This is a genomic window from Nocardia sp. CNS-044 (genome assembly GCF_059570515.1).
Map to the genome: position 1 here is coordinate 349591 of NZ_JCANSX010000011.1, position 14066 is coordinate 363656.

The 14066-nt window shown below is 68.6% G+C and carries 15 protein-coding genes; 10 read left to right on the plus strand and 5 right to left on the minus strand.

The window, feature by feature from the left end; all coding sequences use genetic code 11:
* Positions 1–18 precede the first annotated feature (18 nt).
* Genes T333_RS29805 through T333_RS29815 form a run of 3 tightly spaced genes read left to right on the plus strand, consistent with a single transcriptional unit; the run spans position 19 to position 2377 of the window.
* On the plus strand, positions 19–1047 hold the full coding sequence (locus tag T333_RS29805; protein WP_355001368.1) for a YncE family protein: 1029 nt from the start codon (positions 19–21) through the stop codon (positions 1045–1047).
* Positions 1047–1295 carry a DUF5703 family protein gene (locus T333_RS29810; RefSeq protein ID WP_067783446.1) on the plus strand — a complete coding sequence of 83 codons (249 nt, stop codon included), beginning with the start codon at positions 1047–1049 and terminating at the stop codon, positions 1293–1295. The genes T333_RS29805 and T333_RS29810 overlap by 1 nt, the downstream gene beginning before the upstream one ends.
* Positions 1296–1300: 5 nt before the next feature.
* Positions 1301–2377 (plus strand): quinone-dependent dihydroorotate dehydrogenase, encoded by a 1077-nt coding sequence (locus T333_RS29815; RefSeq protein ID WP_355001369.1) that lies wholly within the window; start codon positions 1301–1303, stop codon positions 2375–2377.
* 25 nt (positions 2378–2402) lie between these two features.
* Here T333_RS29815 and T333_RS29820 read toward each other — a convergent pair whose 3' ends face one another.
* Together T333_RS29820 and T333_RS29825 are read right to left on the minus strand one after the other, a co-directional pair.
* On the minus strand, positions 2403–2798 hold the full coding sequence (locus T333_RS29820; RefSeq protein ID WP_496426577.1) for a hypothetical protein: 396 nt from the start codon (positions 2796–2798) through the stop codon (positions 2403–2405).
* Between the two features lie 15 nt (positions 2799–2813).
* On the minus strand, positions 2814–2936 hold the full coding sequence (locus T333_RS29825) for a hypothetical protein (protein ID WP_496426578.1): 123 nt from the start codon (positions 2934–2936) through the stop codon (positions 2814–2816).
* Positions 2937–3325: 389 nt separating this feature from the next.
* Between T333_RS29825 and T333_RS29830 the strand changes: the two genes are divergently transcribed.
* From T333_RS29830 to T333_RS29845, 4 genes are all read left to right on the plus strand, one after another.
* A complete protein-coding gene (locus T333_RS29830; RefSeq protein ID WP_496426579.1) occupies positions 3326–4810 on the plus strand; it encodes a PfkB family carbohydrate kinase in 1485 nt (494 codons plus the stop codon).
* Between the two features lie 205 nt (positions 4811–5015).
* Complete coding sequence (locus T333_RS29835) at positions 5016–5636, plus strand: GTP cyclohydrolase II (RefSeq protein WP_355001373.1); 621 nt, start codon at positions 5016–5018, stop codon at positions 5634–5636.
* Positions 5637–5733: 97 nt separating this feature from the next.
* Positions 5734–6423, plus strand: a complete 690-nt coding sequence (locus tag T333_RS29840) for a GTP cyclohydrolase II (protein ID WP_496426580.1) — start codon at positions 5734–5736, stop codon at positions 6421–6423.
* A gap of 162 nt (positions 6424–6585) precedes the next feature.
* Positions 6586–8418, plus strand: coding sequence for an AMP-dependent synthetase/ligase (locus T333_RS29845; RefSeq protein WP_496426581.1), 1833 nt, complete (start codon positions 6586–6588; stop codon positions 8416–8418).
* Between the two features lie 64 nt (positions 8419–8482).
* Here T333_RS29845 and T333_RS29850 read toward each other — a convergent pair whose 3' ends face one another.
* Both T333_RS29850 and T333_RS29855 read right to left on the minus strand, forming a co-directional pair.
* Complete coding sequence (locus T333_RS29850) at positions 8483–9007, minus strand: YbhB/YbcL family Raf kinase inhibitor-like protein (protein ID WP_357247694.1); 525 nt, start codon at positions 9005–9007, stop codon at positions 8483–8485.
* A 30-nt stretch (positions 9008–9037) separates the two neighbouring features.
* Positions 9038–10399 carry a M20/M25/M40 family metallo-hydrolase gene (locus tag T333_RS29855; RefSeq protein WP_355001377.1) on the minus strand — a complete coding sequence of 454 codons (1362 nt, stop codon included), beginning with the start codon at positions 10397–10399 and terminating at the stop codon, positions 9038–9040.
* A gap of 316 nt (positions 10400–10715) precedes the next feature.
* On the opposite strand from T333_RS29855, the gene T333_RS29860 reads away from it, so the two are divergent.
* Complete coding sequence (locus T333_RS29860; protein WP_141810689.1) at positions 10716–11222, plus strand: CD225/dispanin family protein; 507 nt, start codon at positions 10716–10718, stop codon at positions 11220–11222.
* On the plus strand, positions 11219–11641 hold the full coding sequence (locus tag T333_RS29865; RefSeq protein WP_496426582.1) for a DUF2752 domain-containing protein: 423 nt from the start codon (positions 11219–11221) through the stop codon (positions 11639–11641). The genes T333_RS29860 and T333_RS29865 overlap by 4 nt, the downstream gene beginning before the upstream one ends.
* A 2-nt stretch (positions 11642–11643) precedes the next feature.
* Here the strand turns inward: T333_RS29865 and T333_RS29870 are convergent, their stop codons facing one another.
* Positions 11644–13170, minus strand: a complete 1527-nt coding sequence (locus T333_RS29870) for a cytochrome P450 (protein ID WP_496426583.1) — start codon at positions 13168–13170, stop codon at positions 11644–11646.
* Positions 13171–13434: 264 nt separating this feature from the next.
* On the opposite strand from T333_RS29870, the gene T333_RS29875 reads away from it, so the two are divergent.
* Complete coding sequence (locus tag T333_RS29875) at positions 13435–14064, plus strand: GNAT family N-acetyltransferase (RefSeq protein ID WP_355001380.1); 630 nt, start codon at positions 13435–13437, stop codon at positions 14062–14064.
* Positions 14065–14066: the final 2 nt, after the last annotated feature.

A 14066-nucleotide genomic window follows, 5' to 3' on the forward strand; every position in this document is an offset into this window, starting at 1 on the left:
GTCGGTAGGAGGAGTTCGGTGGTGCGCCCTCGCGGCTCGGTCCCCTCAGCGCTGGTGGGCGTGGCGGTGCTCGCGCTGCTGGCCGGATGCTCCTCCGACAAGGGCGAACGCGACGTCCCGACCCGCGAACCCGCCACCGCGGCCGTCGCTCCCGCGCCGCAAGCCGCACCCGCGGGTGACGTGATCGGCATGAACGCCCCGCTTCGGGCCATGCTCGCCGACCCAGGCACCGGTCAGCTCGCGGCGCTCGACAAGAGCAGCGACGACACCACCGTGCTCTTCCTGATCGATCCGGCGACCGCGGGCCGACGGACCGTCACCCTGCCCGCGCACGGAACCAGCCTGTCCGCGGGCAAACCGGGGGAGGTCCTGGTCACCGCGACCGGCTGGATCTTCCGCGTCGACGTCGCCACCGGCGCGGTCACCGAGACACCCGTCGAGGGCGACCCGCGCTCGGTCCGGCAGCGCGAAGACGGCACGCTCGTCGTCGGCACCGCCGACGGCGCCGTGCGCACCCTCGGCCCCGGCGGCGAAGTTCTCGACACTGTCTCCGGCCTGGTCTCGGCCGACGTCGTCGCTCTCACCGCCGATCGCGTCGCGGTGCTCGACCGCCGCCAGACCTCCGTCACCGAGATCGACCCCGCCGAGGACCACCTCGGGCTCGCGCTGCGCGCGGGCGACGGCGCGACCAACATGATCTCCGACCACTTCGGCAGGGTGATCGTCACCGACACCGCGGGCGAGGAACTGCTCGTCTACACCACCGGACCACTCGTCCTGCGCCAGCGGTTCCCGGTAGGATCGTCGCCTTACGCGCTCGCCTATGATCGACGGTCCGACACCGTGTGGGTGACGTGCACCCAGAGCAACGAAGTCGTCGGCTTCGATCTGTCGACGGGTATACCGAAGGAAGTGGGACGCTATCCGACCGTCCGGCAGCCCGAATCGGTGACCGTGGACGAGCGCACCGGTGACCTTTTCGTCGGATCCGCCACCGGTGACGGTGTCCAGCGGATCCGCGCGGACCAGCTGAAGAGAGGGCAGTGATGGCGCCGAAAAGCTCCCGCGCAGCGTTACCGGCGAACTGGGAGACCAGCAGCGACGACTACGAATACGTCCCGCTGCGCTTACCGAAAGACGTGACCAGGGTGACCGCCTCGATGCGCCTGGCGATTCAGGCCGAATTCGGCGGATGGGAGCTCTCGCGCGTGCGCGCCTACACCGACGGCAGCCGCAAGGTGCTGCTGCGTCGTCGCAAGACCTCGCTACTACCCCAGCCCGAGCCGGGGATGTGAACCGGATGTACGCACTGCTGCTTCGCCTGATGTTCTTCGTTCCGCCGGAACGCATCCATCACCTGGCCTTCGCCGCCATGCGCGTCGCCGCCCGGTTCGCCCCGACCAGGCTGCTGCTGAAGCGGCTCGCCGTCGTCGAGGATCCGATCCTGCGCAACACCGTCTTCGGCGTTCAGTTCCGCGCGCCGCTCGGCTTGGCCGCCGGTTTCGACAAGAACGCCGAGGGCGCCGACATCTGGGGCCCGTTCGGCTGGGGCTTCGCCGAGATCGGCACCGTCACCGCGCAGGCTCAGCCGGGCAACCCCGCGCCGCGGCTGTTCCGGCTGCCCGCCGATCGCGCACTGATCAACCGGATGGGCTTCAACAACCACGGCGCCGCCCGCGCCGCCGACCAGCTGCGCGCCAAGGCCGCCACCGTCCCGATCGGCGCCAACATCGGCAAGACCAAGATCGTCGACCCGGCCGACGCCGCCGCCGACTACGCGACGAGCGCGGCCCTGCTCGGCCCGCTGGCCGACTTCGTCGTCGTCAACGTCAGCTCCCCCAATACGCCCGGTCTGCGCGACCTGCAGGCCGTCGAATCGCTGCGCCCGCTGCTGCGGGCCGTGCTGGACACGGTGCGCGTTCCGGTCCTGGTGAAAATCGCCCCCGACCTGTCCGACGACGACATCGACGCCGTCGCCGACCTCGCGCTCGAACTCGGTCTCGCGGGCATCGTCGCCACCAACACCACCATCCGCCGCGACGGGCTGCGCACCGACGCCGCCGAGGTCGCGGCCATGGGCGCGGGCGGCCTGTCCGGCGCCCCCGTCGCCGAACGCTCGCTCGAAGTGCTGCGCCGCCTGTATCGGCGGGTCGGCGATCGTTTGGTGCTGATCTCCGTCGGCGGCATCGAAACCCCCGATCAGGCCTTCCAGCGCATCCTCGCCGGCGCCAGCCTGCTGCAGGGTTACACCGGTTTCATCTACGGCGGCCCGTTCTGGACCCGCAAGATCCACCGCGGCCTCGCCGCGCGCCTGCGCGAGAACGGCTACACCTCGATCGCCGAGGCCGTCGGCGCGGAGAACGTCGCGCGAACCTGAATCCCGCCGCGTCCCTGCGGCGCGGTCATCCGTACACGCGGGGCGGTCCGCTCGTGCGCTGCGATACGCACCGCGCGCGCGGGCCGCTCGGCGGATCGCATGCGCCGACCGGGCCCGGCGCGGACTCGTCCGGCCGATCTCGCAGCCGGGCCACGATCCGCTTGTGCAGCAGGATGATCGCGTGGTCGAGCAGGATGCCGAGCCGGTCGGCGCGCTCGGCGGCATGGGCGTGCGCGATGCGGTCGTGCACCATGTCCGGGTCGCTGAGCAATTCGTCCAGCTCCATGCCCGCGAACGCCTGCTCGCGGGAGAGAACGCGACCCGGCAACCAGCTCAGCCGCCAGGCGTCGGCGCCGTCGCGGTAGGCCGATTCGGGCGTCAGGTCGCTGATCATGGTCCACTCGGTGGTTTGAATGGTCATGGCTGCCTCCGGTGACTACAGCCCGAGCAGAATCTGCTCCAGGGAAATTCCGAGTTTTCCGGCGTAGTGCACCGCCCGCGAGTGAGCGATCCGATCGTGCCGGTAGGTCTGGGTGCTGACGATCTCGGCGAGATCCATCCCCGCCAGTGCCTGTTCGCGGGTGAGCAGGCGGTCGGGCAGCCTCGGCCGCCAGACGTGGTCCGATGATCGGCGACGCGTCGCGCCGATTCGTTGGTGCGATCGCTGGTCGTCGACCGATCGGTGGTGTAGGCGGCTGCGAATGCCTCGTGTCGGACATCCGGAGGTCGAAGGGGGTCACCGAAGAGTTTCATCACCAAGGCCCTCCCGAGTCCGCTGGTGGGGACGAGCAATCGCCCAAAATCAGTGTGGCATTTGCCTTTTGTCCGGTCAATTGCCGGAGTATCTTGGGGATTGCCGGTCTTATTGCCCGCTAAACACCCATATCGGGGCAATCTCCGCACAAGCACAACGAATTGGCAACGACGCGATGGAGGGCGGACTCGCCGATGGCTCCGCAGAATCCCCGCACGATCGCGATTCGCGACATCCTGACCCGCTTGTGCACCTACTACGGGCTGCGCCCGGAACGCTTGGGCCACACCGAGATCGACGTCACCAGCCTGCTCGAGCTGCCGATCGTCCGTCAGCACGCGCAGCGCACCGGGCGGCCCGCGAGCGAGTCCCTGCTGCCGGTCGTGCGCGACACGGCGCGGCGGTTGCCGCCGACCGATCGTCTGATCGCCGATTCGTCGTTGGCTCTCGGACTTTTTCGTGACAACCCCCCTGCCGGAATCGATCTGGCCCGTCTCTACGCCGACAAGCTCGGCCCGCGCCGCGACTATCTCGTCGAGCACTGGCTGGGCCTGCACCGAGCGCTCGGCGTCGACCGTGTTCCCGAAGCGCCGACGGTCAAACGGCTGCGGACCTCGTCGGAGGGCGACACCTTCACCGCCCTGGCCGAGCTGCTCACCGCCGACACGGGCTACGCCATTCCCAAGGCGATGCCGAGCGGCAAGATCCTTGTCTCGCTCCCTGATTCGGTGCGCCGGCCCAAGTCGGTGACGGTGGTCGGCGACGCCGTCATCGACCATCTCTATCGTGTCGACGGGTTTCCGACCGCCGACCGAACGGCCAACGGCAGCTTCTTCCGGCCCCCCGGTGGCAAGGGCCTCAATCGCGCGGTGGCGGCCGCGCGCCTCGGTTTGGACGTCGCGCTGGTCTCCGCGGTCGGCGACGACGAGGACGGCGCGGAGATCCTGGACTTCCTGACCAAGGAGAACGTTCGCTGCGATCTGGTGAAGACCGTCGAGGGCGGCCGGTCCCCGGTCACGGCCGTGATCATGAACGACAGCGGCGAGACGATTCTGATCGGGTGCAAGGACGACAGGGTCAAGCTCGAGGTGGCGGATCTGCACACCGGAGCCGTGCACGCGGCGATGGCGAGTTCGGAGGTCGTGCTGCTGACCCTCGAGCACCCCAAAGGCATCGCCGAACAGGTGCTCGCGATGGTGCGCGGTATGCGGCCCAGACCGAAGGTGATCCTCTGTCCGTCGCCGAGTCCGGCTGTGCCGCAGGACCTTTACCCGTATCTCGACATCGTGGACTACCTGGTCGGATCGCCTTCGGAATTGAACGCGATGCTACCGGTCGTCACGACCGCGTCCACCGCCAAAAGCGCACAGATCCTGCGCGGGCTCGGAGTTCGCACGGTCTGCGCGATCGAGAAATTCAGCTGTTCGGTGTTTTCGGAGCCCTTGGAACTCGAGGTCGGACACTTCGAAGGGGCGTTGAAGAAATCACCCGGCGCCGCCGCCGCGTTCTCGGCCGCGTTGGCATGCCGTCTGATCGAAACCGACGGTGAGCTGGCCGCGAAAGACTTCGTCTGGGCCACGGCGGCGATGATTCCCACCCAGCAGCTCGGCGCGGTGCCGCGCGCGATGCCGGACCGGGACCGAATCGACGATGTGGTCCGGCAGGGCAGCGGATCGTGACCAGGGCGGCGCGGCCGAAATTAACGCAAAAGACCTGGTAGTAACATGTGTGTTCGCTTCGCGCGGGGTACAGTCTCGAGGTCATCTCGGATGTGCGGCAGCGGCCGCACCTGTTGAGTCGGAGGAGCGGTTGACGACGGTTGCGTCGGATCTTGCCGAAGCCGGTCATCGGTTCACGCGCAAGGGGCGTGACACTCGCGTTCGCGTGATCGAGTTACCCGATCGCGGCGACGGAGGCGGCCACATTCTCGTCTTCGGGGACATCACCGACGGTTGTCTGGTCCGGGTGCATTCGCGATGCCTCTACGGCGAGGCACTGCGGTCGGACGACTGCGACTGCGGCCCGGAACTGGACAAGTCCCTCGACATGATCCAGGACGCCGGGTCCGGGGTCTTGGTCTATCTCGAGCAGGAAGGCCGCGGCGCCGGTCTGCTCGCCAAGGCGCGCGGATACCTGGAGAGCGAACAGTCCGGCGCGGACACCTTCACCAGCTACGAGAAGCTGGGCTATCCGCCGGACGCGCGCTCCTACGAGCAGGCGGCCCGCGCGCTGGTCGACGTGCTGAACCTGCGCAGCGTCCAGCTGCTGACCAACAATCCGGTCAAGATGCACGCGCTGCGCGAAGCCGGTCTCACGGTGCAGGTGGTGCCGCTGGTGACCGAGGCGTTGAGTCAACGCGCCATCGACTACCTCGACGCCAAACGCCGCAGGCGCAGGCACTGGATTCCCAACGGCGAATCGCCGTGGTCGGCCGAGCAGACCATACTGCCCCGGTCGGAGGCCGCCGAGCCCCCACGCGAAAGCGCGCCGCCCGTTCTGGTCTAGCCACTGCTGCGACGCCCGGCCTGCGGCTACCATAGATGGATTGCGCGACTGGGGATTCCGCAGTTCGCCGGCCCGCTGCAGCGTGCATCGGAGGGGCATGGACCAAGCGGCATTCCATCTCCGCGAGACCGGGCATCGTCTGACTCGCAAGGGACGCGAACTCCGCGTTCGAGTCATGGCGATACCCGGCGCCGAGGACGGCGGGCACGCCATGATCTTCGGTCCGATCGCCGATGCCTGCCTGGTGCGCATCCATTCGCGCTGCCTCTACGGCGACGCGCTGCGCTCCGACGATTGCGATTGCGGGCCCGAACTCGATCTGTCGATGGACATGATCCAGAACGCCGGATGCGGGGTGCTCGTCTATCTCGAACAGGAGGGCCGCGGCGCCGGATTGGTCGACAAGGCGCGGGGTTTGCGCACCAGCGAGGTGTTCGGGCTGGACACCTTCGACAGCTACGAACGGTTGGGGCTCTGCGCCGACACCCGCTCCTACGAGAACGCAGCCCGCGCGCTGCTGCACCTCGGTCTGCGTTCGGTGCGGCTGCTGACGAACAACCCGGACAAGGTGCGCGCGCTGACCGATCTCGGCATCGCGGTCACGGTGGTGCCGCTGGTGACTCGGCCGCGCAGCGAGCGCGCCCGCCGGTACCTGGAGGCCAAGCGACGAAGGCGCGGTCACACGATCCCGGACGAGAGCGCGTCGGCGCTCGGGCGAGCGGTGTGGCGGTCGCGATGGCGGTGGTTCATGCCGAGCTGCTGGTGGCGTCGACTTCTCGCGCTGTAAAGGCCGTCACTTTTGTCCAGGTCTGGCTACCATGAGTGAGCCACGCCACTCGTTGACCCCGCATCCGGCGAGAAGATGACCTAGAGTCTGGCGCAATGCGTCAGCGCTTGGCGCCGAGCGCATCGGGTCGGTTCACCGACAGGATCATCGGGAACAGGGAAAATGAGCACTACAGAAATCGGTTACGCGCACGAATCAGGCAAGACGGTCTACACCGTTCCCGAGGCGTTCCAGGAGACCATCAAGCTGCGGCCGGATCAGGTCGCGCTGCGCACCGTCGGCGGCACGACCGAGATCAGCTGGCGGGAGTACGGCAGACGGGTCGAGGCGATCGCGGCCGGACTCGCGGCATTGGGCGTCAGCCGCGGCGACACCGTCGGGATCATGCTCACCAACCGGCCCGAATTCAACCTCGTCGACACCGCCGCACTGCATCTGGGCGCGACGCCGTTCTCCATCTACAACACCAGCTCCGCCGAGCAGATCGCGCACCTGTTCACCAACGCCGAGAACAAGGTGGTGGTCACCGAACGCGTGTTCCTCGACGTGATCACCAGCGCGGGTGTCGAACTCGCGCACACGATCGTCGTGGACGGCCCGGCCACCGGCGCGACCACGCTGGCGGAGGTCGAGGCCAACCCGGCCGCCGACTTCGATTTCGCCGCCGCCTGGCAGGCCGTGGAGCCCGGCGACCTGGCCACCCTGATCTACACCTCGGGCACCACCGGCCCGTCCAAGGGCGTGGAGATCACCCACCGCAACGTTCTCGCCCAGATCATCGCGCTGGTCAACGGCGCGCTGCCGGTCGGCTTCGACGACCGGGCGATCTCCTACCTGCCCGCCGCGCATGTCGCCGACCGCATCTCCGGGCACGCCATCAGCCTGCTCACCGGCATCCTCATCACCTGCGTTCCGGATCCGCGCGAGATCGCCGCGGCGCTGCCCGACGCACGCCCGACCGTCTTCTTCGGCGTGCCGCGGGTGTGGCAGAAGATCAAGGCGGGCATCGACGGCAAGCTGGCCACCGAACCGAGCCCGGTCAAGAAGTCCTTGGCGGCCTGGGCCATCGGCACCGGCGTCGCCGCCGCGCGCGCCGATCTCGCGGGCAAGGGACGCGGTCCGGTGCTCGGGTTGCAGTACAAGATCGCCGACGCGCTCGTGCTCTCGAAGCTGCGCCACGCCCTGGGCTTGGACAACCTGAAGGTCGCCGCGTCCGGTGCGGCCGCCATCCCGCCGGAGACCCTCGAGTACTTCCTCGGTCTGGGTTTCACGGTCACCGAAGTGTGGGGAATGTCCGAGACTTCCGGCGTCGCCACCTTCACCGAGCTGGACAAGCCGCGCCCCGGTTCGGTCGGCCGCGCGGTGGACGGGCTCGAGCTGCGCCTCGGCGAGGACGGCGAGCTGCTGGTGCGCGGCCCGATCGTCACGCCGGGCTACCGCAAGCAGCCCGACAAGACCAAGGAGGCGCTCGACTCCGACGGCTGGCTGTCCACCGGCGACGTGGCGACCATCGACGCCGACGGCTACGTGCGGATCGTGGACCGCAAGAAAGAGCTCATCATCAACGAGGCGGGCAAGAACATCTCGCCCACCAACATCGAGAACGCGGTGAAGGCAGCGTCCTCGCTGGTGGGTCAGGTGGTCGCGATCGGCGAGGCCAAGCCCTACATCTCCGCGCTGATCGTGCTCGACCCCGACACGGCCGCCATCCGCGCCAAGGAAATCGGCGCGCCCGCCGAGGATCTCGCGGCGCTGGCCACCCGCAAGGAGATCGTCGACGAGGTGCTCGCCGCGGTCGAGGCCGGTAACCGCAAGCTCTCGCGCGTCGAGCAGATCAAGCGCTTCACCATCGTCGGCAAGCCGTGGGAGCCGGGCGGCGACGAGCTGACCCCGACCATGAAGCTCAAGCGCAACCCGATCGCGGCGAAGTACGCCGAGGAGATCGTGACGCTGTATGCCACCCCGCTGCCCGAGACGGTGGTCAACGTCTCCTGAGTCGTGCTGGAAGAACTGTGGCCCCGAGCGAAAAGCTCGGGGCCACGGTCGTTTTCGGGCGAGATTACTGCTCGTAGGTACCGATCAGGGTGGCGCGGGCCAGGGTGTGAGAGAACAGGTTGAAGCCGAGGAAGGCGGGCGACGCGTCGGCGGGGATGTCCAAGCTCTCCACGTCCACCGCGTGCACCACGACGAAGTAGCGGTGCGGGCCGTGGCCGGGCGGCGGTGCGGCGCCGACGAATCCGGCGAAGCCGCCGTCGTTGCGCAGGGTCACCGCCCCCGCGGGCAGCGAACCGCCCTCGCTGCCCGCGCCGCTCGCCAGCGAGGTGACCGAGACCGGGATGTCGGCCACGGCCCAGTGCCAGAAGCCCGAAGCAGTCGGGGCGTCGGGGTCGTAGACGGTGACGGCGAAACTCTTGGTCTCGGCCGGGAATCCGGACCAGGACAGCTGCGGGGAGACGTCCTTGCCTCCGGCGCCGAACACGCCGCTGACCTGATCGTTGCCGAGCGGGCTGCCGTCGGTGACGTCTTCGGAGGTGAGGGTGAAATCGGGGACCTGAGGTAATGCGTCGTACGGGTTGTAGGTCATGGTTCCTCTTTCGAAGCCGTGGTGTGCGGATCAGCTGTGCAACAGGAAGTGTTCCAGTACGCGGGTGCCGAACTCGAGAGCGTCCACCGGAACACGTTCGTCCACGCCGTGGAACAGGGCGCTGAAGTCCAGTTCCGGCGGCAGCCGCAGCGGTGCGAAACCGAAACAGCGAATCCCCAGGCGGGCGAACGCCTTCGCGTCGGTGCCGCCGGAGAGCATGTAGGGCACCGTGCGGCCCTGCGGGTCGTTGGCCAGGATCGCGTCGTTCATGGCGTCGACCAGGTGCCCGTCGAAGGTGGTCTCGTAGGAGTCGAGCTTGGTGATCCACTCGCGTTCGACATCGGGGCCGATCAGCTCGTCCACCTCGCGTTCGAAGGCGGCCTGGCGGCCCGGCACCACCCGGCAGTCCACCACCGCCTCCGCGGTCTGCGGAATGACGTTGGCCTTGTAACCGGCCTGCAGCATGGTGGGATTGGCGGTGTCGCGCAGGGTGGCGCCGATGATGCGGGAGATGGTGCCCAGCTTGGCGAGCTGGCCCTCGATGTCCGGGCTCTCCGGGTCGAAGGGGATGCCGGTCTCCTCCGACACCGCGGCGAGGAACTCGGCCACCGAATCCGAAAGCACCAGCGGGAAGGTGTGTTTGCCGAGCCTGGCCACCGCGTCGGCGAGGATGGTGACCGCGTTGTCCTCGTGCAGGAACGAGCCGTGCCCCGCGCGCGCCTTGGCGCGCAAACGCATCCAGCCCAGCCCCTTCTCGGCGGTCTCCACCAGGTAGAGCCTGCGTTCACCGCCGTCGCGGCGCGGCACCGTCAGCGAGAACCCGCCGACCTCCCCCACCGCCTCGGTGACACCGTCGAACAGGTCGGGGCGGTTGTCCACCAACCACTGCGAGCCCCACTTGCCGCCGTTCTCCTCGTCGGCCAGGAACGCGAAGACGATGTCGCGGGGCGGCACGGTGCCTTCGACCTTGAACTGGCGCGCCACCGCCAGCATCATGCCGACCATGTCCTTCATGTCGATGGCGCCGCGACCCCAGACGTAGCCGTCGCGCACCGCGCCGGAGAACGGGTGCACGCTCCAGTCCGACGCCTCGGCAGGCACCACGTCCAGGTGCCCGTGCATCAGCAGCGCGCCCCGGCTGGAATCGGCGCCTTTCAGTCGCGCGAAGACGTTGCCGCGGCAGGGCGCACCGGATTCCACGTATTCGGTGGTGTATCCGACCTGGTGCAATTGATCGGCCACCCACTGGGCGCATTCGCGCTCACCCTTCGTGGTGGCCAGATCACCCGTGTTCGAGGTGTCGAACCTGATCAGTCGACTGACCAGCTCGACGACCTCGTCCACCGCGCGAGATCTGCTGTTCGGACCGGAGCCTTCGCCGTTAACGGACACGTCCCCTTTCCTACCACTCGTCGCCGGTGCGGCGCTCCGCCACCGCGCCGCGAGTCCGCACGCGACGCGCCGTGGCGTGCGCGATCGCGGCGCCGTCCGTTAGCGATCAGCGTGCGGCAAACCCGGGCCCGCGGCCGAAACATGCTGTCGCGGCGGGCGGCACCGCGGCGGACGGCCGACAGGAACTGGTGGATCCGACCCACTACACTGCCGGAGACCTGGTCGACAGACTGTCAAGGTCGTTCGGGGGGCGTGCTCGGAGTTCCGCCGAAATCAGACCCGCGCTCGCCGAGCGTCGACGACAAGTGAGGAATTGATGACGTACCCCCCGCCCCAGCCCGGCTTCGACCCGTACAAGCAGTCCGACCCGTACGCGCAGCAGCAGCCGCAACCGGCGAGCGACCCCTACGCGCAGCAGCCCGGGTACCCGGCCGCGCCGGGGTATCCCGCGGCGCCGGGTTACCCTGCCGCGCCCGGCTACCCCGCGGCGCCGGGTTATCCGGCCGCGGGTGGCTACCCGCCCGCCCCGGGCTACCCGGCCGCTCCCGGTTACGGCCCCGGCTACAACCCGGGAACGCCGCCGGAGAACAACATGGTGTGGGCGATCCTGGCGACGGTGTTCTGCTGTCTTCCGTTCGGCATCGTCGCGATCATGAAGGCGGCCAACGTCAACAGCCTATGGGCGCAGGGGCAGGCCGCCGAGGCCTACCGTGCCGCCGAGGACGCCAAGAAGTGGACGATGATCTCGGCGGTGTGCGGCGTGATCGTGTTCGTGATCGCCCTCGTCGCCAACATCGCGCTCATCGGAGCCTCCGGGGTGTGAGCACGCCCGTCTCCGTCTCGCACCGGCTGGCCGCGCCCGTCGCGGTCGCCGGTGCGGGCGCACTGGTCTGCGCCGCCGTGCTGTGGGCCGAACCCAACACGCCCGGCGGTGTCATCCCGGTCTGCCCGTCCAAGGCGCTGTTCGGCATCAACTGTCCCGGCTGCGGCAGTTCCCGCATGCTGTACTCGCTGCTGCACGGCGATCTGCCCGCGGCGCTGCACTACAACGCTCTCGGCCTGCTCGCGTTGCTCGCGCTGGTCGGCACGTTCGTCTTCTGGACGCGCGACCGTGTCCGTGGCCGCGACTCGGTGCGCTGGTATCAGTACCGCAACGCCCCGCACGTCACCCTCGCTCTGGTACTCGGCTGGCTGGTGCTGCGCAACATCCCGTTCGCGCCCTTCACCGCTCTGCGCGTCTGAACTCAGGCGCGTGGTGTCGCCGTCATCGGGACCGGCCCGTCCGGCCCGCCGGTGAACGACAGCGCGCGCCGAATCGGTTCCTCGGTCGCCAGGTCCATATCCATCCGCTGCGCCAGAACCGCCAGCGACAGCACCATTTCCATCATCGCGAAGTTCTGCGCGATGCAGATGCGTTTGCCCGCGCTGAAGGCCAGCGATCCGTGCCTGCGTTCGGTGGTCAGGTTCTCCGGCAGGTGCCGCGAGGGGTCGAAGCGTTCAGGGTCGGCCCAGACCGACGCGTTGTGGTGCACACCGTGCAGGCTGATCACCACCGTCGTCCCCGGCTCGATCCGGTAGCCGGCCAGCACGTCCGGTCCCTTCGCCACCCGGGTCAGCCCGATGATCGGCGGATACAGTCGCATCGATTCGGCCAGGACGGCTTTGGTCCACACCAGCTCGTCCACGTCGGCGGCGGCGGGGGTGCGCTCGCCGAGTACGTCGCGCAGCTCCTCGTCCATCCTGGCGCGGGCCTCGGGATGCTCGGCGAGCAGCTTCCAGGTCCAGGTCAGCGCGGTCGCCGAGGTCTCCATCCCGGCGCCGATGAAGGTCATCAGCTCGTCGTGGATCTCGGTGTCGCTGTAGGCGTGGCCGGTTTCCGGATCGCGCGCTTCCATCAGCAGGCCGAGCAGATTGTCTTTGCGCGCGATGCGGCCGTCGCGGTGATCGGCGACGAGGGTGTCCACCGCCCGCTCGATGCGGCGCAGCTCGAGCATGATGTGCGGGGCGGTGAGCCAGGTCAGACAGCGCATGGCGCGGATGGGGACGCGTGAACCGGCGCGCCGCTCTTCGGGTGTCGTGCATCGGACGACGAACGTCGACAGCGCGCGCAACGGCCTGCTGATGTTGGTGGCGAAGCCGACGCCGAAGAACTTCAGCAGGTTCGTCAGCCGGATCTGGGAGATGGGGCCGGACAGGTCGGTGCCGAACATGGTGCGCGCCACGATGTCCAGGGTCAACCGGTTCATCTCGGCGCCGATGTCGACCGAGCCGTCCGCGGCGCAGACGCGCAGGATGCGGTCGGCGGCGTCGGTGGCCGCCTCGGTGATCGGTCCGGCGAACTGCTCGATGTTGCCGCGCGCGAAGATGGGCTGCACGAGGCGGCGGTTGCGCTGGTAGCGCCGGTCGTCCATATCGGTGACGAGGCCCTGGCCGAAGGTCACCGCCATCATGTCGTATTCCGCGCTCTTGCAATAGTTTTCCTGATTCGAGACCAGGATGCGGCGGGCCAGTTCGGGGTTGCGCACCACGGCGTAGCGCAGCATCGGCATGCGCGCGACGAGCACGTCGTCGGCGCCGGGCAGCTCCACGGTCAGGTAGTGCACCAGCGTCCGGTCGCGCCAGCGCGGGATCAGCGCGGCGGCGTAGCGCCAGGACTGCGCCCAGCCGACCTCGGTGCGATGCCAGCGCATGGGCGCGGGCTGCCAGCGCGGCGGGTGCAGGGTGGTGTCGCCTCGGTCGTCGGTGGGTTTCTCGGTTGCCGATGTCGTCATGCGGCAGTCCTCATCGTGTGTGAATGCGTATGCGCCGAAGGGTGTTCGGCCCGTGCGGGCTCGGTCGAAGAGTAGACGACGCGTCCGGCGCGCGACGGGTCCTCGCGGCCCGTCGAAAGTACCGGCTTGCGGGAACTTTTTTCCTCGATTACCGGCGGGTAGCTTTCCGTCGCGCGCTGCCGCCGATTGGTGTACGTTGCTGTTTGTAAATAGAAATTCCTGCTCGGGCAGGGGTTTTCACACAACCCGTCACGAAAGTTCCTGGTGCCTCAGACGTTCGACGACGTAGTGGTGCGAACCGCTACGAAACAGGATGTGCCCGAGCTGGTCTCGGTGCTGGATCGAGCCTTCGACGCCGACGATCCGTTCGGCGAGTACATGTTTCCCGACCTCGCGCAGCGTCGCCGCAACCAGCCTCGGCTGACCAGGGCGATGATCCGCCACCAATACCTGCCCGCGGGCGGGGCTCTGGTCGCGACCAGTGCGGGACGCATCGTCGGAGGCGGACTGTGGCAGACCCCGGACTACCGCTTCGGGCCGCTGCGCTACCTCGCCTCGATCCCGGAATTCGTGTGGGCCATGGGTTCCGGCGGCCCGCGCGCCTTGGCGATGGACGCCACGATCAGCAACCTGGCCAAGGGCCTACCGCACTTCTTCGGCGTGACCCTCGGCGTCGATCCCGCGCACCAGCGCGGCGGGGTCGGCCGGGCGGTGCTCGCCTACGCGATCGCGGAGATCGAACGGGTGGGCGCGCCGATGTTCGGGGTCTGCAAGGACGGCAATGTCGCCTACTACCGGGCGCTGGGGGCGCTGCGAGTGGGCCGGGTGCGGATCGGACGCACCGGTCCCCTCGTCAACGTGATGATGTGGCTGCCGAGCAGCCTCGCCGAGTGAAG